This is a genomic window from Ignavibacteria bacterium (assembly GCA_016873775.1).
In the GTDB taxonomy this organism is placed as follows: domain Bacteria; phylum Bacteroidota; class Ignavibacteria; order UBA10030; family F1-140-MAGs086; genus JAGXRH01.
In genome coordinates this window covers 1-21269 of record VGWC01000039.1, presented here as the reverse complement: position 1 = coordinate 21269, position 21269 = coordinate 1, and the positions used below count along the sequence as shown (strand labels likewise).

The 21269-nt window shown below is 37.7% G+C and carries 16 protein-coding genes; 2 read left to right on the top strand and 14 right to left on the bottom strand.

The genetic code is table 11. The annotated features are described in order from the left end of the window. From FJ218_06885 to FJ218_06850, 8 genes are all read right to left on the bottom strand, one after another. Positions 1-5330: hypothetical protein (locus FJ218_06885; protein MBM4166625.1), on the bottom strand; the 5330-nt coding region annotated here is incomplete at its 3' end. Positions 5331-5556: 226 nt separating this feature from the next. Then, a complete protein-coding gene (locus FJ218_06880) occupies positions 5557-6696 on the bottom strand; it encodes an acyl-CoA dehydrogenase (GenBank protein MBM4166624.1) in 1140 nt (379 codons plus the stop codon). Between the two features lie 140 nt (positions 6697-6836). Further along, the gene (locus tag FJ218_06875) at positions 6837-7682 is read right to left on the bottom strand and encodes a 3-hydroxybutyryl-CoA dehydrogenase (protein MBM4166623.1); all 846 of its coding nucleotides are present in this window, start codon (positions 7680-7682) and stop codon (positions 6837-6839) included. Between the two features lie 62 nt (positions 7683-7744). Beyond that, positions 7745-8134, bottom strand: coding sequence for a hypothetical protein (locus tag FJ218_06870; GenBank protein MBM4166622.1), 390 nt, complete (start codon positions 8132-8134; stop codon positions 7745-7747). A gap of 10 nt (positions 8135-8144) precedes the next feature. After that, on the bottom strand, positions 8145-8804 hold the full coding sequence (locus FJ218_06865) for a hypothetical protein (GenBank protein MBM4166621.1): 660 nt from the start codon (positions 8802-8804) through the stop codon (positions 8145-8147). 11 nt (positions 8805-8815) lie between these two features. After that, positions 8816-10012, bottom strand: coding sequence for an acetyl-CoA C-acetyltransferase (locus tag FJ218_06860; protein MBM4166620.1), 1197 nt, complete (start codon positions 10010-10012; stop codon positions 8816-8818). A 116-nt stretch (positions 10013-10128) separates the two neighbouring features. Beyond that, on the bottom strand, positions 10129-11250 hold the full coding sequence (locus tag FJ218_06855) for an NAD(P)/FAD-dependent oxidoreductase (protein ID MBM4166619.1): 1122 nt from the start codon (positions 11248-11250) through the stop codon (positions 10129-10131). A 74-nt stretch (positions 11251-11324) separates the two neighbouring features. Further along, positions 11325-14810, bottom strand: a complete 3486-nt coding sequence (locus FJ218_06850) for a hypothetical protein (protein MBM4166618.1) — start codon at positions 14808-14810, stop codon at positions 11325-11327. 507 nt (positions 14811-15317) lie between these two features. On the opposite strand from FJ218_06850, the gene FJ218_06845 reads away from it, so the two are divergent. Both FJ218_06845 and FJ218_06840 read left to right on the top strand, forming a co-directional pair. Next, entirely contained in the window at positions 15318-16355 is a 1038-nt protein-coding gene (locus FJ218_06845) for a hypothetical protein (GenBank protein ID MBM4166617.1), read from the top strand. 102 nt (positions 16356-16457) lie between these two features. Further along, the gene (locus tag FJ218_06840; GenBank protein MBM4166616.1) at positions 16458-16895 is read left to right on the top strand and encodes a hypothetical protein; all 438 of its coding nucleotides are present in this window, start codon (positions 16458-16460) and stop codon (positions 16893-16895) included. Between the two features lie 362 nt (positions 16896-17257). Here FJ218_06840 and sucC read toward each other — a convergent pair whose 3' ends face one another. The 6 genes from sucC to FJ218_06810 all read right to left on the bottom strand — a co-directional run. Further along, entirely contained in the window at positions 17258-18442 is a 1185-nt protein-coding gene (gene sucC, locus FJ218_06835; protein ID MBM4166615.1) for an ADP-forming succinate--CoA ligase subunit beta, read from the bottom strand. Positions 18443-18497: 55 nt separating this feature from the next. After that, positions 18498-19169: a nucleotidyl transferase AbiEii/AbiGii toxin family protein gene (locus FJ218_06830; GenBank protein MBM4166614.1), complete on the bottom strand. Its 672-nt coding sequence runs from the start codon at positions 19167-19169 to the stop codon at positions 18498-18500. After that, positions 19159-19416 (bottom strand): hypothetical protein, encoded by a 258-nt coding sequence (locus FJ218_06825; protein MBM4166613.1) that lies wholly within the window; start codon positions 19414-19416, stop codon positions 19159-19161. The genes FJ218_06830 and FJ218_06825 overlap by 11 nt, the downstream gene beginning before the upstream one ends. A gap of 23 nt (positions 19417-19439) precedes the next feature. Further along, positions 19440-19712 carry a hypothetical protein gene (locus tag FJ218_06820; GenBank protein ID MBM4166612.1) on the bottom strand — a complete coding sequence of 91 codons (273 nt, stop codon included), beginning with the start codon at positions 19710-19712 and terminating at the stop codon, positions 19440-19442. Positions 19713-19737: 25 nt separating this feature from the next. Continuing rightward, on the bottom strand, positions 19738-20676 hold the full coding sequence (locus FJ218_06815) for a hypothetical protein (GenBank protein ID MBM4166611.1): 939 nt from the start codon (positions 20674-20676) through the stop codon (positions 19738-19740). 42 nt (positions 20677-20718) lie between these two features. Beyond that, the coding region (locus FJ218_06810; GenBank protein ID MBM4166610.1) for an aldehyde dehydrogenase family protein at positions 20719-21269 on the bottom strand (551 nt) is incomplete at its 5' end.

The following is a 21269-nucleotide window of genomic DNA, read 5'->3' as shown; positions in this document are numbered from 1 at the left end:
TATTCACTCTGCGGTTCGATATCCGGTTTGATCTTCAAACTTGGTTTCAGAAAATTGACAGAAAGTAATGGAACGGTGCCTTTTATTTGCAACGGATTGGTTCTGAGTGTATCAAGTTTTCCGGAAAATGCTATGTTGATTTTTCGCAACGAATGATATAAATTTTCATACGAAGATGGTTGCGAAAGTAATTCGATACCGTATGTTAATGCAGTATCAATAATTCCCGACGAAACCGCTGGAGCAATTTCCCGGAGCGTTTTTCCGTTGAGAATATTTTCGTTTTCTTCATCAAATATCAATTCGCCAAGTCCCGAAGGAGTAAGTTCATAATCGCTTGCCGCAATAGCGAGTTTGAGAGCGTACAATTCGCCGGCAAGTTTATTGTTCACACGCGATATGGTTGGATTTTTTATTTCTTTTCTGTGTTGAAATTGCGTTGGGTATTTTGTATGCGGCGCAAATCTTCGTTGTGATTTAGACAGTGTTATCCATCCGAATTGTTGTGCGTTGTTTTTTTTCGTTTGTACTACTCCGAGTGTTATACTTCCAAGTTTTGGCGTAATATAATGTTTGAACATCGTATCGCGAATGTTTGCGTACAGCGGCATACGTGATAACACAGAATCAAATTTTGGAGATTTTCTCATACTTGCGGAACGTTTACCTAAACTATCCTGCAAAAATGTTCGGTATGTTTTCAGCGCTGAAATGTAATTGATAAACTGAAGCGTTGAATGTATTCCACCTCCGAAAATATGTACTTCAATAATTTTTGCTTGCGACGAACTCACATTGTCATTGTTGAGTGAATAGCCGATATGCGGAAATCCCGCGCTGTCAATCTGTTCAACGAAATATATGCCATCGCCAAGTTCTTTGAACGTGTATGACGAGATTCCCATTGCCGTATGTACAACAGTTGAAGGAGAAATTTCATTTTTATACAACGTAAATTTCCATGGAAGAAGTTGGCGGTCGTTTGTCGTTTCGAATATTCCGTCTTCATCACCGTGGTGTTCCACGGTAATGGAATTTGGATGAAAATTGATAAACGTAACATTCATCGAATCGCCACCGTTCAATTGCAACGGAATCTCGTTTCTTACATCAGAAAAAAGTTGAGCGTTATACAAATATCCTTTTGTGTTCCATCCGTTCTTTTGATGTTGAACAAGGATAAATTTTCCGTTGCCAAGATTTTCGAACATTGCTTCTTCAACATTTTCAAACGAAGCAACTAAGAATTGCGGTTCGACAGTTTTTTCGAACAAAGAAAAGGTCCATTCGATTTGTTCGCGCGTTTCGTTTGTCGCAACGTTTCCGTCAATGTCGCGAACGCTTTTTACTTTTATTGTATTCGGGAAGTAACTCACAATATCCACAGAATGGATTCCTCCTCCGTTTACGCTGAAAGAAAAAGTATTGTGAGCGAGCGAAATCATTTCTCCGTTATTGATGCGATACCCAAGATGTTTCAATCCCAACGTATCTTCAACAAGAAAATAATAATCGTCGTTTTCCAGATACGTTGCCGTATATGTTGAGTCGGAAGCAGTCAATGAAACTATTGGTCCTTCGGGCGAATGTTGACGCAGTTGCACGTTGCAAAAATTTCGCCGCCAGTCATTTCTCGTGAGTAATTCTCCGTCTAAATCCCAATACGTGTTGATGATGAAATTATTATGAAGATACGAAACCAACTCGATGGAATTGGTTATGCCGGCGCTGATTTCCGTTTCAATCACAGAATTTTGACTTGGCGAAAAATTTCCATTGATACGAAAACCGAAATGTTGCCATCCGAAAGAATCCGATTGAACGAGAACATACATTCCCGGTGGAACATCATTTGCAATGAATCCTGAATTGTTGTGTGATGTTGCAACTAATGTTCCACTCGGAGAATTTTTTCGTATCTCAACATACCATGGAGTAATTTGCCAGTCATTGAAAGTTGAACTTTGTCCGTCTCCGTCGCGGAACGTTTTGAGAATAATTTTTCCGCCGGAAAGATAATTATTGGAATCTGCAACCGTGAACGAATGCAACGAGTTTATATTTTCGATAGAAACGGAATTGGATTCGCTATTTCGAATTGTTCCGAGCGAACTTCGCGACCAATACGCATTTTCGTCGGTATATTCTGAAAACCAAATATCAAAGGAATGTTCATCCTGGTTTTCCAATTCAGAATCATCATAGTGAAGGATTACGGTAGCAGATAAATTTTGATTCTGAGTTGGAATGACTCGAAACGAGCGTTTGATGGAATTATTTCCGCCGTATGTTGCGCTTGCAGGAATTGCAATTCCCGTGATGCGCGTTACCATTGTTGGTCCTGCGGTATTTCCTTCTGTTTTCATTTCAAAACCGATGTTGCCGAAGGTTTCGTTTATTCCGCTTTGTGTCGGTCGAAGTGTAAAGATTTTTCCCACAATAAAATTATTCGGCGATTCATTCAGTGTTGCGGATAATCCCAATTCGAGAGAATATTTTTGTGTTGAAAGTTTTCCGGAAAGAAGAGTTAGCGAATGATTGATAAAAGTTTTTCCAGCAAGAATTGCGCCCGATGCGTTATTGAGGATAAGATTGAAATAATTCGTACCGCTTATTGTTTGAACAGAATTTCCTTCCAAAAGCAACGTACTTGTTCCTTCAAGAAACGTTCCGTTGTTGAAAAAATTTCCTTGCAGTGTATGCGCGAAATTGTTTGCCGCAAATGTTGCATTAGGTTCTATTGTAAAGTTTCCTTCAATATGTAAATTTCCATTTGCAGATTTTATTCCGTTGCCCGAAAGTAAAAGATTGTAAAATGTTGAAGCATTAATGGTTTGCTCATTTCCGTTACATTCAACACTCTGTTGAGAAATGAAATTTCCAAAATTATTCCAATCTCCCGCAATTGTAATAGAAGAATTATTTGCATCAAGTGTAACATTATTGGTTATGGAAAGAAATCCTCCAATGATGAGATTTCCTTCCAACGTTTTCGTTCCTCTGCCGCTCAAGATGATATTATTGAATGAAGAAGAACTGATGAGTTGATGGTCACCTGAAAACTCAACGGTTCCGCTCGATACAAATTGTTGATTGTTGAGCCAATGTCCGAAAACTTTATGGTAAAATGCGCCGCCATCTAGAACGACGTTTTTTCCGATGGAAAGATTTCCTACAATAGTCAAAGCTCCTACTAATGTTTTTGTCCCGTTCCCGAGAAATGAGGCATCGTTGAACGTTGATGAGGAAATTATTTGATGTGTTCCTGAAAAATGTATTTCGCCGCTCGAAAGTACGTTGCCATTGTTCTTCCAATCGCCAAAAATCATGAGCGTTTTATCGGATGCATCAACAGTAACAGAGTTTTCAATGGCTACAGAATGTGCGGTAAATTGTTCGAGGAGAATTTTTGTTCCTCCACCGGAAAATAATACGTTTCCGTAATTTTGTTTCTGAATAAGTTGGTTTTCTGTGTTGTAAAATTCGACACTGCTGTTGGGAGAAAAATTGTTTTCAGAAAATCTGAATGAGAAATTTGTATGCGCTATTTTTATCGTTGAATAATATTTCAAGTCAAATGTATTTCCTCCCCAGACAACATGCGTGTCAACATCCACCGTTCCCGAATTGATGGAAAGTGAGTTTGTAACTGTGAAATTATTTTTCAACGTAAGAGTATGTTCTTTTTCAATGGCGAGATTGTAAAATGTCGTCGGTGAAGTTCCTCCGATAATGCAATCGTGTTCGCCGCTTAAATAAACAGTTGCGTTCGAAACAAACGAACCGTTGTTATTGAACCAGTTTCCTTTGACAACAAGAGTATGATTTTCCAAATGTACATCCGAAGAGAAAATAATATCGCCGTTGACAAGAATATCGTCGTTGAAAAATTTACTTCCGCTTTCGGAAAGAATGAGGTTTCCGTATCCGTTCGGAACTGCAGGAATGTGTAAGTCGCTTCCGTAATAATTCACGGTACTCGTCGTCGCAAGTGATATGGTCGCAAAATTTATCGGAAAACTTTTATCGCTTCCGATTTTTAACGTTGCATTTTCATTTACTGCGAATGTTCCGCCGAACGATGTTCTGTTGCAATTGTATATGTTCACATCAAAAGTTCCTTGTACAACATTGATATCTTGATTGACGCTAATGTCATTTAACAACAATACAGTTCCTTTTGTATTGATGACAAGGTTCTCAAATTGAGTTGGAGACGTTCCTCCGAGCCAATTGTTTTGTTCACCGTTCAAAAAAAATGTACCTGAAGAAAGAAATAAAGGCGAGGAATTGTTCCAAACTCCTTTTAGATAATGGTCAAAATTTCCTGCCTCAAAAGGTGAACGGAACTCAAAATTTCCATTGATAGAAAGTGAACCTTGCGCAGTTTTCATTCCACTTCCGGTTAATACTAAATTTCCAAATTCTCGTTGTGGGATTGTTTGCTCTCCTCCCGCGAATATGACTGTGCTTGATGTGGCTAAATCGGGAAGAAATCCCGATGGGAACGAGTTCGAAGAATGTTCTTTCCCGATTATCAGAAAAGTTTCGTCTTTCAGTTCAAATGTTCTATCGTTGTTTCCTGCTAAAGAAAATTGCTGCAACTTCAACGTTCCGTGTTGTACAACGATGTTTCCTTTTATTTTTGTTGGCGAAACATTCCCGTCAATTGAAACACCGGAAATACTGGTATTATTGATAATGATGTTGTTGTAAGAGAACGTATTGGATACGACGTGAATCGTTTGAGCAATGTTACCGTTGAAAGAAACCGTGTTGAAGTTTCCTGAAGCGAAACTTCCTTTCGGATTGAGAACAACATTTCCGCCAAAAAACAGCGTTCCATTTCCGCTACTGAAATCAATAATTGCATTCGAAGCGACATTCGCGTTGAAATACATATTTCCCTTTACCGTTATTGTTCCATTCGCAACTGAAATTTTGCATGCTCTGTTTGAAGTATTGGAATTTGAGTTGAAAATAACGTTTCCGTTCACAATCAAATTTCCATTCCCGATTGAAATTTCGCGTGTATTACTTGATGGACGGTTGATGATTATTGTTGAAGTAGTGAAGTATGAAGAATCTTGAAAGACAATTTTCCCGCCATTTCCTTGCGCCGGTGTACCAAGAACAAGTACTTTACAAGTAGCAGAAAAATTCTCCGGAATAATAATAGTATGATTGGAAGAAGTCGAGGAAATAAAAACTGAATCGTTGTCGTCGGGAGTACTGTCATTATCGGTTCCAACAAAAATCCACGAATTTGGTGAGTTCCAAGTTCCGTTTGCAACGGTTGAAAAAAAATTCGCCTGACTTTTACTTTGCAATGGAAAAAGTAGTACAAAAAATATTATATATGTAATACGAAACAATAACAAATGCATAGAAGTACTCCTTTCAAAAGGAGTGCAGAGTTAATTATGCGAAACGAAATAACAAAGTACGATAGTTGAAATTCTGGTTAAATAATTTTGAAATGAAATTGTTTTCAATTTTCTGGGCTTAAAGTAGAAAATTCTTTTGAACTTTCAAAGCGTTTTTCTCACCCTTATACTATTTTAATAGAGACCGCGAAATGACAATTTTCTGCACCTCTGATGTTCCTTCGTAAATCTCTGTAATCTTTGCATCACGTAACAATCGTTCCACGGGGTATTCTTTACAATAACCGTAACCGCCGTGAATTTGAATTGCTTCCAAAGCACATTCCACGGCGATTTTTGAAGAATACAATTTTGCTTCAGCGGCGTATGTTCCGAAATTTGGATTATCGGAATCAGTTGCCGCGGCGCGAAGAACTAACATTTGTGCTGCATCAATTTTTGTTTGCATATCAGCAATTTTAAATTGAATCGCTTGATGTTCCGCTAAATATTTTCCGAATGCTTTTCGTTGCTTTGAATATTTAATGGATTCTTCCAACGCTGCCATTGCGATGCCGATTGCTTGCGCTGCAATTCCCACTCTTCCACCATCCAGCGTTTTCATTGCAAACTTAAATCCGAATCCTTCTTCACCGATTCTATTTTCAATCGGAACTTTACAATCTTGAAACGCAAGCGAAACCGTATCGGAACTTCTTATTCCCAATTTTCTTTCTTTCTTCGCAACGGAAAATCCGGGAAAATCTTTTTCAACAATGAATGTTGTAATTCCTTTTGGTCCTTTCGATTTATCCGTTTGCGCCATTACCAAAACGACATCGGCATTTTTTCCGTTCGTAATAAAATTTTTTGTTCCGTTGAGAATGTAAAAATCGCTGTCGCGTTTTGCCGAAGTGTGTTGATTTGTTGCATCACTTCCTGCTTCGGGTTCGGAAAGAGCAAACGCTCCAAGTTTTTTCCCCGACGCAAGTGGAATGAGATATTTTTTCTTTTGCTCTTCGTTTCCCCATTTTTCTAAACCGTAACACACGAGCGAATTATTCACCGACATAATCACTCCCGCCGATGCATCTACTTTGGAGATTTCTTCCATCGCAAGAACGTAACTGATTGCATCGAGTCCCGCGCCTCCGTATTGTTCGGGAACTTTTATTCCCATAAATCCGAGTTCGCCCATTTTCTTCACGGCATCGTACGGAAATTCTTCTTTCTCATCACGCTCGGATGCGTTTGGTCGCAATTCTGTTTCCGCAAAATCCCGCGCTGTTTGTTGTATCATTAATTGTGTTTCGTCGAAGTTAAAATTCATTTTTCGTTAGTTCGTTTTCTTGTTTGTAAAGTGTTCAAGGAGTCGAGGAGTCAAGTGATGGTTGTATAAACTTCACTTTAAAAATAGTTTTATTCAATGTAAAATATAAAATGTAAAATTCTCACATCGCACATCCCACATCAATAACTATAAAATCCTTTTCCAGTTTTCTTTCCCAAATATCCCGCCGCAACCATTTGTTTCAGCAACGGACACGGGCGATATTTTGTATCGCCAAGTCCTTCGTGCAGAACATTCATAATCGAAAGACACACGTCGAGACCAATAAAATCAGCAAGTTGCAGCGGTCCCATCGGATGATTCATTCCGAGTTTCATCACGGTATCAATCGCTTCAGGTTTTGCAACGCCTTCCATCACGCAATACATCGCTTCGTTGAGCATCGGAATCAACACGCGATTGGAAACAAAGCCGGGAAAATCATTCACTTCCACAGGAGTTTTTTCCAATTTCTCTGCGGTTGTTTTTATCGTTTGATACGTTTCATCAGATGTTGCGATTCCGCGAATTACTTCTACAAGTTTCATCAGCGGAACTGGATTCATAAAGTGCATTCCGATTACTTGCTGCGGACGTTTTGTAATTGCCGCAATTTCCGTTATTGAAATCGAAGACGTGTTCGATGCAAGAATTGTTGTCGGTTTGCAATATGCATCGAGTTTTCGGAAAATATCTTTTTTGAGTTCGAGATTTTCGGGAACTGCTTCAATTACTAAATCTGCATTTGCAACTGCATCTTCAAGCGAGAGAAAAGTTTTTATGTTTGCAAGTGTTGAAGTTTTTTGTTCTTCGGAAAGCGTTCCTTTCTTCACTTGTCTGTCGAGATTTCCCGAAATTGTTTTGATTGCTTTGTCGAGAAATTCTTGTTTCACATCGTAAAGTGAAACTGGAAAACCATATTGCGCAAACGTGTGAGTTATGCCGTTTCCCATTGTTCCACCGCCAAGGACGGAGATGTTTGTGATTTCCATAAGTAAAATTTAAAAAATGATTGAAAGAAAAAACTTGTGAGAATTGGGGAAGGGGTTTAAAATAAAAAAAGCCGCGTTGTTCTATTTTCCGCGCACGCGGCCACGAACGGAGGGGACAGCTTCCATTTTACTTGTGTGACCTTCCGTACGGCTGGAAGCACAGCAAAGAACTGGCTGCATGAAAAACCGTACAGAAGAAAAGCAAGTAAAATATATTGCTTAAAGCAGTATCGTGCAAGATTTTTTGAAAAAAAGTTCAAAAAAATTTTTCTGAATATATCTTTTTTGAGTTCGAGATTTCCCGAAATTGTTTTTATTGCTTTGTCGAGAAATTCTTGTTTTACGTTGTAGAGTGAAACGGGAAAACCAAATTGCGCAAACGTGCGAGCAATGCCGTTTCCCATTGTTCCGCCGCCGAGGACGAAGATGTTGTTGATGTTGTTCATAAAATTTTTTCTAATTATTCGGATTAGTTTTCCACTTCTTCAAAGATTGAATAAATCTATTTGATAAAAAATCTTTTTGCGCTGACAAAATCTCGATAATGTTTGCAAATGTTATTACTTTGAATTTATCAAACTTCGTTCTTTTCGGTTGAATATTTACAACCTCAATTTCAAAGTTATTATTCATTTCCTTATAAGTACCATTTTCTAGTTTTATCAATCTAAATTTGATTAATTCTTTTATGTAACGCTTGTATTTTTGTTTTTGTTCAGTTGCCCTATAAATTTTCAATAACCCTTCAACAAGTATTTTTATTTTAACATTTTGCGCGGTGGTTAAATACCAATCTTGTTTTTCTCTTTTAGAAGTTACATCTGTTTTTAACTCAATGAAATATATGGTGTTGTTTTTTTGACTAATTGCAAAATAATCAACTTTGAATGATAGGTTTAGTTTATCATTTTTATGGCCCTCGTTATATAAAGAGCCAATTCTAATAGGGAATTCTGGTAGGATACTATCAATCGTAGTTTTGAAAGTTGACTCTAATACTTCTTTAAGATAAATTGCAAAGAAAATATCCGCGCGTCTTTCTAACTGATACGCTGGAAACATTCTCCATTTGTCAAGTGTATCAAAAAGTGTATTTATTTTTTCTTCAGTTATCATCTCGAAATAAATTACTCAAATCTCAAATCGAACATCGCTTCCACAATCATCGCGCTCGCTTCACCGCCGCCGATACAAATTCCCGCCATTCCGCGTTTTGCGTTGCGTAGTTTCATTGCGTGAAGGAGCGTAACCAAAATTCTGCAACCGCTCGCGCCAATTGGATGACCAAGCGCAACTGCTCCGCCGTGAACATTTGTTTTTTCCAAATCCAATCCGAGCATTTTGTTTACTGCAAGGTTCACGACCGCAAACGCTTCGTTGATTTCAAACAAGTCAATATCGTCTTTCGTGAGTTTTGCTTTTGCTAATACTTTTTGAATTGCATCAGCCGGAGCAGTTGTGAACCATTCCGGTTTTTTCGCCACAGAACTGTATGCAAGAATTTTCGCAAGCGGTTTCAATCCCAACTTTTCCGCTTTCGCTTTCGACATAATCACCACTGCTGCAGCGCCATCATTTATTTTCGATGCGTTTGCCGCAGTTACCGTTCCATCTTTTTGAAATGCCGGTTTCAGCGTTGGAATTTTATCGAACTTCACTTTCTTTGGCTCTTCATCTTCGGAAATTATGAGCGCGCCTTTTCCTTTTTGTTCAATTGAAACAGATACAATTTCGTTTTTGAAATAACCTTTCTCTTGCGCTTCGATTGCGAGTTTATAACTGCGAATTGCAAATTCATCTTGCGCTTCTCTCGACACAGCGCATTCTTTCGCGCACAACTCTGCCGCATTTCCCATATGAAAATTATTATACACATCCCACAATCCATCTTTTATCATCGTATCGGTAATTTGCTGATGTCCCATTCTGAAACCGTTGCGCGCGTTTTCCAAAATGTACGGAACGTTGCTCATACTTTCCATTCCGCCGGCGACAGCAATTTCCGCATCGCCAAGTTGAATTGCTTGCGCGCCGAGCATTACTGCTTTCAAACCGCTTCCACAAACTTTATTGATTGTCATCGTTTCCACCGATTCGGGAAGTCCGGAAAATAACGCCGCTTGTCGTGCCGGTGCTTGTCCTTCACCAGCAGTGAGAACATTTCCCATTATTACTTCGCTGACATCGTTGGGAGAAATGTTTGCGCGTGAAAGAGATTCTTTGATTGCGATTGCACCGAGTTTTGTAGCGGGAACGGAACTTAAACTTCCTTGAAATGCGCCGATGGGAGTTCGTACTGCGCTGACGATAACGACTTCATTCATTGTATTTTTATTAGTGATAATTCGTGAAATTCGTGGCTAAATTTTTGCGGCAAAAGTTACAAAGAAAATGAAGCGAAGAAAAATTGAAAATGCATTCGTGTGTCTTGAAACATTACTCAAACATAATGTCCCGCTGCAAATCCGGAACTCCACGCCCATTGAAAATTGTAACCGCCAAGCCAACCGGTAACATCAACAATTTCACCGATAAAAAATAATCCTCGCATTTTTTTTGCTTCCATTGTTTTGGACGAAAGTTCGTTCGTGTCAATTCCTCCGCGCGTAACTTCCGCTTTTTCAAATCCTTCTGTTCCGACGGGAGTTATATTCCACGAAGAAAGAAATGATGAAAGCATTTTCAACTCTTTTTCATTCAATTGATACATCGGTTTGGAAAGAGGCAATTGTTTGCACCAAATTTCTATGAATCGTTTCGGAAGATATTGCGCAAGTAATGTTGCTAACGAAATTTTGCTTTGTTGATTTAGCCAAAGAATATCTTCTATATGTTCATTCGGAAATAGATTGATAGAAAGCGCATCGCCATTTTTCCAATATGAAGAGATTTGTAAAATCGCAGGTCCACTTAATCCACGATGCGTGAACAAAATATGTTCTCGAAACGATTGTTCGTTGCACGTTACAATTGCATCAAGTGAAATTCCACTCAAAAGGTTATACGTTTTCATTTGCTCTTGTGAAAACAACAAAGGAACAAGAGCTGGTTTAGGTTCAATAATATTCACATTAAATTGTTTCGCAATTGTATAACCGAAATTACTTGCACCGATTTTCGGAATTGATAAGCCGCCGCTTGCAATCACGACAGTTTCGCTTTCAAACAATCCAAGATTAGTTTCTACAGAAAATGAAATGGATTTTGAAATATGTTCAACTTCACAGTTCAAAAGAATATTGACGTTGAAGGTGTTACATTCTTTTAACAACATTTCTGCAATGCGCTTTGCACTTGTATTACAAAACAATTGACCAAGTTTTTTTTCGTGATACGCAATGTTATGGTTTTCAACCAATCGCAAAAAATCGTTCGGCGTAAATCGTGCAAGCGCAGATTTACAAAAATGCGGGTTAGCAGAAATAAAATTTTCCGATGAAACGTTACGATTGGTAAAGTTACATCTTCCGCCACCGGAAATTAAAATTTTCTTTCCAATTTGCTCGTTGTGTTCAATCACCAAAACGGTTCGTCCGCGTTTCCCAGCTTCGATAGCGCACATTAATCCCGCCGCGCCGCCACCAATGATGATGGAATCAAAAATTGTTTCTATCAAATTCAACGTTCAATTTAACATTAAAATATTGCTCTCACTTCCGCTTTTGCAGTATGCACAACATCGCGCGTTCCTTCTTTCCTTCCGTCGTAACTTGCTCTCGATTGCAAGGAATCCGTGATTTGATAATCATATGCAACTTTCCACAACCACGAAATTCCTGCAACTTTTCCGTTGGTAAATTGGTACGGAAATTCAAAAATATTTTTTGAAAGCAAAACTTCTTCACGTGTGAATTCCATTCGCAGTTGTCCTTTATTTTCAAATGAATACGTGAATCGCGATGATTGTGAATTCATATCGGCAATAATGATTTGAGGTTTGTAGTTTGTGGTTTGAGAAAGTTCGAGTTTAAAACCAAATTCAAATTCTTGTTTCGGGCGATAGGAAAAATCGGTTGCGAGTAAATTTCCTACAATGTTTCTTACACGATTATTTAATGTAGTCGAAGAAAGTTTATCCATAATGTTAGTAAAATCCGTTTGACTAGAAATTTCTTCGTCGAATTGAATACGTAAACGAAGTGAGCGTTCTCGATTGTAACTATGTTCAGTCGTTGCTGCAAGTTGAGAAAGAGATTTTCGTTGCTGAAATCGAAATCGTAAAGAAAATTTTTCGTTATTCTCATTCCAAAATATATCGTGCATCATTGATTGATTTCCGGAAATTGTACTATCTCCCAAAAACCTACTTAACTTTAACAAATAGATATCGCTTGTTTTTGGAGAAGAGTTTTTTTCTTCAACGCGAAAGTTTGATTCGCTCGAAAGTTTTGCAACAAAATTATTTTCTGAAATTGAAAATATTTTTTGCGGAGAAAGTTTGATACGAAAATTTGTTCGCACATCAACAACAGGAAACAACGCATCGCTTGGAAGAAAAGAGAGAATATAATCACCGTCAAATCGTGTTAAATCAAAATCCGCATCGTCCACAATTCTGTTGCTATCTCTATCGCCAACGTACACATAATTTCCGGTTCCTTTTTTTACTTTCAAGAAAATACGTTCGAGTTTTGCGCCGCGCTCGCTCGTTGCTTCGTACAGCCAATTTGTTTCTACGCCGCGATTAAACGGAGAATACCTTCCTTGCCAGCGAAAAAGATTCGTTGCAATGTTTTTATTGAAACTGAATGTTTTCATAAAATTTTTCTTTCGCAATGTTACATCAAATGTGGAAGAAAAATTTTGCACTTCATAGAGTGAAACAAAATATTTTTGTGTAATGGTATTTGATGCGCGAGTAAAAACATTTGAAGAAATTGAATCTTCGTTACGAATTTCGATCTCAGAAATAATTTCTGTTCCATAAAATTTTTGAAGAGAAAGTTTCGGAGCAAATTCCTTGAAACGGAAACTTGAGTTGTGTAGATGTGAAATGTTGTTATTAAAATCTTTTCGAGTTTCATTTTCAAAACGAAGCGACGGAGTAATGTTTTCGATGTTCCATTCTGTGTTTCCTTTCTGTCGAAATACAAAACTTCCCGGAAAAGAATCGTGAGAAAAATGTGTTGCGCGTTCAACGTTTTCAATAAAATAAGAAAGCGTTGGAAGTTTTTCTTTTGCGAAATGTATGCCTCCTTCTGTTCTGGTTGATTTGAAATTGTTTCGATATAACCTTCCATATGCAAAGCCGAATGAGAGAAATTGCGAAGGAAAGTAAAGAACATTTCCTTCCCAAAGTGATTCATCTCCTTGCTTTGTGTTTTGAAAATTCCATTTTCTAAAATACTCCACATCATCAATTCTATCAATTGTAACGAAGTTGCTGCCGATCATTCGATTATTCGCGCTAATTGAAAAACGCCCAATTTTTTTTATATCAATCGATTTATAATTCAAGGAAATTTTCGATGCACCGCTTGAATTATACTCGTCATTGAGATTAGAAAACCTATTCGCATCAAAATTATTTTGCGCAACTTCCGTTTCGATTTTCAAACTATCGGTAATTGTTGCAGAAATTTTTGCAACGCCGATTTGATTGAGTTCGGGAAGTGGTAGAAAAATTTTTGGCAAATACGAACCGAGATTTTTTCCAATGAACTCAAACACCCCGATACTTTTGCGCTCGTAATCGCCGTTGCCGTTTCCAACAAATGAAAATGTTACAGAATATTTTTGAACGCCGCTCGTATCAGCGTTATAGATAAAAACAAACAACGGTTCACCATTCACGATGAACAAATCACGAAAATAATTTCCCAACGAGTCTTCTCTCCAGCCGTTTTTCGATGCGTGTTCACGGTTATTACCCGCGGTGCGCAAAATAATTTTATCGTTATCGCTTAACGAAATATCGAGCGGAGAGTCATAATCATCTCCTTCGCGATAATATTGCAACACAACGTTCAAATGATTGTTGAGAAAATAATTTTCTGTTCGTACAGCAAAACTATTTCGCGCATATTGTCTGTCGGTATATTCAAAATCCACGACGATTCTTGAGACACTTGTAATCAATCGGCGTGTCGTAAATGTTAATTCCGCAGTAGCATAATCAATCGTAAAATCATTTGCATCACCGCGCATCATTGTTTCTCCATTCACGTACACACGTTCACTTCCTGCAATGATGATAATGTTTCGTTCGTTATTTTTTCCATATAAACGATACGGACCTTGCATGCCTTCCGTTCCGGAAAATTGGTTTGTAAAAAATTTTCCGCGAGAGATAGCGGCGGCAATTGTTCCTGAATCTTTTGAAGAAGAAAAATTTTTCACCGTTCCTTTTGCGCCTTGCAATTTTCGATTGAGCGAACCAAATTCCAAATTGGAAAACTGCAAATCGAAATCGCCAAGCGTTGCGGAAAAGTTAGGATGAAAAACTTCGATGTACACTTTATCAATTTCAGAAAGCGTTTGCGTGTTTCCCTCCGGTTGAATCGGAATGTTATTATCCGAAAGCGCAGCAACGAGCAGAACATCCTCCGAAAGTTGTCCGTTCATTTGCAGTTGAAATTCCGATTGAAATGAAAAATCTCTATTTGTTCCAATCGTAAATCCGCGCGCAATACTTCCGCTTTTTTGCAAATTGATTCCGAAGAGATTATCAACAGAAAATCGTTTGTCGCCTTCAATTTCTTTTTTTACTTCGCCAATCGTTTTGTTGCCCACGGTATCTTTTTTGAAAACGAGTTCACGGTGAAAATATTTTTCTTTAAAATGAAACGGCAATGCGCGGTACGTTATCGTTAAGTAGTGCATTGTTGAATCGTGGTTTGTGAATCGGGAAAATGTTGATAAGAGCGTAATGGTTCCTTTTCGTTCATCGAGTGAATAATCTTTTCCATTTTCCAATTTTGTAATTGAGTCAAGAAAAATTACTTCGCTATTTTTTTCGATGAATTTATATGTTAATTGATAAATGGAATCGTTTGTTAGAAAAATTATTTCTGAATACGTTGGAAGCAGTAACGAATTTTTGGCATTGTGGCGCTGTGGAGTAATTGAATCTTGCGATTTTAAAATGTTGGACGCAACTATTACAAATAGAGAGATGAACAAAAGATATTTTTTCACGGCGGAAAATATAAGAAAAGATAAAACTAAAATACCTTTTTCAGAACTTTAAATTTTACATTGTTTCTCAATGTTCTTATCTTATCGCAGAATTTTACCAAAGAAGAAAGTACCTTTACGGGAATATTCAGCGTACGCATCGAAGTAACGAATGCGAAATAGGATAGATATGTTCGGTAGTGTTTCACAAGAGTTGGTAAAAGAAAAATGACGATATTTTCAAAGCACGTTCTCCAAGACCATTAATGGTCGTGCTATAGCGAAAAAACCCCGATAAATCTGAATGAAACCATAGAATCATTGATGATTCTTTTTTCGTCCAGCAAGACCGTTTACGGTCTTGGAAAGATTTCAACCAACACTTGTGAAACACTACCGATATGTTCCATAAAAAAAATACCATTTCAATTAGCAGACGAATGCATTTTCGACAAAAACTTTTTCCTTTTCCCGGATTAATGAAATGAAAACTGTTGGGAGAAGATTGTAACCTTGATACGTACCCTCCGCATACCACTGAAAGAAATATTGTTCGATGCAATTGCCGGAACTATCCACGAGCAACAATTGAACGAATTTATTCGTCTCATTCGGTCGTTCACTGTTCCTTTTATCCATCGGAAAGTGCGTACGGGAAAACTTTCTCTCGATTATGTGGGACTGAGAGAAAGCGATGTTGTTACCGATTGTATTGCGGAATTGTTTCAACGGAATGAACAAAATCAACTCATACAACTTGCCGCATATTTTGAAAGGCAGCATATTGAAATCGCCCATTGCTCCGAAGAAAAATTGCTGATGGAATTGCGCCGCCTCACACTGCGTATCGCTTCCGATAACCTTTTCCGTTTATATAATGAAATTGACCCGGCGTTAAGTAAAATTATTCGCAATATCAAACTTGCAGTAGAAAATTCCACCTGTTTTGCAAAAGAAGAATTTCTTGGCGAAACGGTTCTTGTGCTTCTTCATTGCGAACCACTCCTCCAAAACATCTCAATAAGCGATGAAGAATTAGCAGTCATTATCGAAGCCAATATGGAATATGGTGACGATATTCCCGTTATCCTCTCCCGTTTTGTTGAGTATTGGAAGACGCAAGAAGTGTATCAGCGAAAAGTTCGGTTAATTTCGCTTGCGGTTGCAATAAAGACTGCGTATGAAACGTTTCATTGTATTGGAGAAGAAAAACACAACGATGCGGAACGAAGTTTTTTTGTTGCCGATGTGAAACAAATGATAGGAAATGTCTGTGTAAAACTCAGAGACGAATTACAGCCGCGGTATGAAGCAAAAGGGAAAGTCAGCAAACAGGAATTTCATAACTACTTTGCCGCCATTGCTTATCTGCTCAACGCAGAATTTTTAGACGGAGAGAGAGCATTACCTTCTCATTATGAGCGACTGAATGAAATTTTTCCCGAACTCACGAGAGAGGAATATGCAAGAAAACATCGCGTTGTGTTTGAATATCTTGTAAAACGTTGCAGAACGCTCGTGAAGGAAAAATTGAAGGAAATTGTTTTCTGACATTGTGCAGTAATGCAAGGATAATATATGAGAAATAGCAATCAGCATTCAGAAGACAACGAACAAACAAACAAACGAACAAACGAAAAAACCAACTAACGAATGAAACACTTAACCGAAGAGCAAATCGAACTTTTTGTTCTCAATGCGCCGGAAATTGCTGCACAGCAAATGTTTCTTGAAACGCATTTACAGGAGTGTATTGGATGCTCTGTGCGATTTGAAGAAATGAAGTCGTACTATACCGATGTAGAAACAGAAATGAAACAGAGTAATGCTCTTGTCCCTACGCAGAAAAGCATAGAACGACAAGTGAGCGGTGAAGAAGAAGTATATAGTAAGAGAAGAGAAGATTGGAAAAAAGATACGGGACCCATTGCATATCGCCGCATCGAAATTGCGTTACCGATACGGTTTGTACGTTGGGTAGTGCATCATCCGTATGTTGCAGGTGGTGGATTTGTAGGGTTTATGATTTTGCCACTGCGAAAACAATTACGGATATCAATCCAACGTACGCTGAATACAGTGGGGAGATGATATTTCTGAAAAACAAACTCGGTGAGGCAATTGATAGTCTTCATTGCGGACGAAGAACAATACAAGAATATGGAACATTGAAACCTATTGCATTTTTTGATGTAGATAATGATAACATAAATGAGGTATTTTGGGCTGAAAAATCTATGAATGCGAACGATAAAACAACCACAAATTTTTGTAAATCCGTGCAGAAGAAAAATTTGTGAATACACCAATGCTCAATAAAAAATACTTTGAGAAAGTGAAAACGTTGTTACCGATGTAGGGATTTATCAATATTGTCATTCCCGCGAAAACGGGAATCAGAAGCCGAACTCAAAACGTTCGGTTTTTTTATGAATTACTGGTTAGAATTTCCATTATGCAATTGCTTGTGTAACTTTCATCGCTGCATCTTCAAACGATGTTGCAGAAATTAAATTGAGTCCGGAGTTTGCAAGAATTTCTCTTGCTTGAATTGCATTCGTTCCTTCCAATCGGACAACAACCGGAACATTGACGTGAACGCGCTTTGCCGCTTCAATCACGCCATTTGCAACTCTATCGCAGCGAACTATTCCTCCGAAAATATTGATGAGAACTGCTTTCACATTTTTATCTGCAAGAATGATGTTAAAACCTTTAGAAACGGTTTCAACATTTGCGCCGCCGCCAACATCAAGAAAATTTGCCGGCTCACCACCAGCAAGTTTGATAATATCCATCGTCGCCATTGCAAGTCCTGCGCCATTCACCATACAACCGACATTGCCGTCAAGTTTGATATAATTGAGATTCGATTTCGATGCTTCGATTTCAAGCGGTTCTTCTTCATCCAAATCGCGCATCGCAATTATATCGTGATGACGAAACAGCGCATTATCATCGAAGTTTGCTTTTGCATCGAGCGCAAGAGTTTTTCCATCTGTCGTAATCACAAATGGATTGATTTCAAAAAGTGACGCATCCGTTTCTTCGTATGCTTTGTAAAGAGAAAGCAAAAACTGAACTCCATTCTTAAACGCCTCGCCGCTTAATCCCAAACCAAAGGCAAGTTTTCGCGCTTGAAAATCTCTGAAACCAATTGACGGGTCAATCCATTCTTTCAAAATCTTTTCCGGAGTTTCTGCGGCAACTTTTTCAATTTCAACTCCACCTTCCGTCGAAACCATCACGACATTTTGCGAACGCGCTCTATCAAGTGTGATGCCGATATACATTTCTCTCGCAATCGAAACGCCTTCTTCAACGAGCAAACGTTTTACGATTCTTCCTTCCGGTCCCGTTTGATGCGTTACCAAATTCATTCCATAAATTTTCGTTGCATGTTGATACACTTCATCGAGCGACTTTGCAATTTTTACACCGCCGCCTTTGCCTCGTCCTCCCGCGTGTATTTGCGCTTTCAGTACCCACACTTTCGTATCGGCTTCGGTTGCGTCACCGTTGCACATTTCCACTGCGACTTTCACCGCTTCTTCCGGCGAGAATGCAACTTTTCCTTTCGGCATTGCAACATTGTATTTTCGTAAAATTTCTTTTGCTTGGTATTCGTGAATTTTCATAGTAGGTTTTTAGGTTGTCTGTTATATGTTAATCGTGTAAATACAATCTTTATTTCTACAAAGTGATTTTCTTTAACACGTTATCATAGAGTGTAATAAAATATGATTTAATTTCTTCTATCGTAACTTGCTTTACCATTCTCGGTAACTGCTGAAATTGATTGATGCGCAGTAATGCTTGACAAAACCAATACTCATCGAGACCGATATGTTTTTGCTTTGCTTGTTCCCATAGTTCGTCAAACGAAAATTTTTCATTCAGCAAAAAATAAACGTCAACAAAATCTTTTATCATTGCTCTATCGAACAAAGCAGAAATTTTATTGCAAGCAATATCGAGAAGATTATCGAGCCAAATTCCATACGTAATATTGAATATTTTTTCTTGGTGGCGAAATGGCGTATCGAAAGCAAAATCTAATTTTATAATTTCTCCATCGCTCGTCGTAAAATGTGCTTCGATAAACGTTTCTAAACTTCGAACCAATTCTATCGTTCCATTCAAAGATGAAAAAACGGAAACAATTTCTTTTCGCAACTGCTCGACATTTTGTTTTTCATTCGTAAAGAAATCCAAATCTTCTGAATAGCGATGATGAAGATAGAATTCTGAAAGTGTCGTTCCTCCCGTCAAGTAAAACTGTTGTGAGATTTCACTTTTCCCAAATGCCGACAACAAATCTTTTTGATTGTTCGTAAGAATTTCTATTTCAGCATTAGATTGCATCTTGATATTCGCCGTATTTTTCAATCATAAATGGACGTGAAAATGCAAACTCCCAATGCTCTCTTATTCGTCGAGGAATATGAATTTGTGGTAAATATTCTCTAATAAGTGGAATGCCGATATCTCGAATATCTTTCATCGTCCCGCGCGAAAGAACACGAGCAATATACCAACACTTAAATTCTTCCGTGTCGTATTGCTCTTCTTTCCAATCGTAATCCCAAAGATAATTTTTGTTGACTATCATTAGTGTTTCTTTGTTTGTAAGAATTACTTTACCTCTCTTTTCGTTGAACCTGGAGTTACATCCAAAACCAACGACCAAAAATTTAACGACTTGTTATTCCATTCTCCCGGGAAAGGATGAATCAATGCATCACGAATATCATTTAATGAGTACGTCGCAAAGAGCCAATCCGTCGCTTCTTTCGTTCCAAGATTGAGAACGTTTGTAATAATTCGCTTCTTATGTTTTTCGACATCGAGCGAAGCAACATCGTACGACCAAAGAAATGGAGCGACAAAAGATGGAAGAGTGTTCATAATAAACTTCAGCTACATTTTAACCTTATTTAATCTTATCCCATTTTTGTGGCCCAGAAAATGATATTGCATATCTATTTTGTTCATCCTTCGATTTATAAAAGTTAAATAACACAACTTGGGTGTCTTTTGCAATTTTAACATTTCTTGATTGAAGTACTATATTAAAATCGTTAGAAGAAAAATTTGGAACTAATAGAACTGGAATAAAAGATAATTTTTGAAATAATGCCTTGAGTTCATTCTCAGTTTTTATTTTCCTTCCTAAGTATTTGTATAGTGCTTCATAAAGATCGAGTTTCAAATCTTTTTTATTTTCTATTGATAATGCAAATCGTTCAAGAAGGTTTCTACTTATGTTAAATTTTTTTGCCGTTCTCTCTAAAAGAAAATTTTTCCATTTTTCTAAATTTTGTGGATCTGTTTTTCTCATATCGTTCCCTTTTGGAACACCTAATTTCTTGTGTAGTTTCCATGTTTTGTAATCTTCTCGCCATAAAAACGCACAGAAATAACTTATTTCCTCATTTAGTTCACTATCACCCCCACACAATTCACTAAAATTTTTTGTATGTATGCCCCCTTTTTCTTCATACCTATAAATAGCCGTTTTAGAGAGGTATTCTAAACTTTCACAATAGTCAAAAAATCTATCTATTTTTTCCTGTGAAGGTATTTCTATTTTATTTTCAATCATAAAGATTGTTTTATCTCCACCAAGTATAAAAAAATCCGGAACACTCCACCATCCCCATCTATTTCCAAATAGATACAATCCTTTCATACTAAATATTTCATCAATGAAAGTTGATGTTGAACGAGCAATGATTGTATCTATCATTTCTTCAGAATAATCTTTGCCCGGAATTGCAATTCTGAAATTATTGAGACCTTCGGAAAGTTTTTCTAATCTAAGCGTTTTCTCGTTTAAAAAGAATACGTGTTGTTTATTTATTTTTATCATAGTTGTAAATTGTTTGAAGTTATTAATTATTTATCTCAAATCCTACTTCACTTTCTCCGCAATTGATTTCGCTTGCAAGAATAAGAGCAAATAATCTTTTCCTCCCGCTTTGGAATCTGTGCCGCTCATATTAAATCCACCAAATGGATGAACGCCAACTAATGCGCCCGTGCATTTACGATTCAAGTACAAATTTCCAACGTGAAATTCTTGTTCTGCTTTTTGTAAACGCTTTTTGTTTTTTGTGTACACTGCGCCGGTTAATCCAAATTCTGTATTGTTCGCAATGTTCAATGCATCATCAAAATTTTTCGCTTTCATTACCGCAAGAACCGGAGCAAAAATTTCTTCTTGTGCAATTGTGTCTTTCGGTTTTACATCAGCAATAATTGTTGGTCGAAGATAATATCCTTCATCACTTGATTTATTTCCACCTGCAACAAGTTTTCCTCCTTCGGCAATTCCTTTTTGAATATACCACAGCGTTTTCTCTTGCGATTTTTTATTGATGACGGCGCCCATAAAATTTTTCATCTCCCACGGATAACCAACCGTGATTGATTCCGCGCACTTCTTCAATAAATCAACAAATT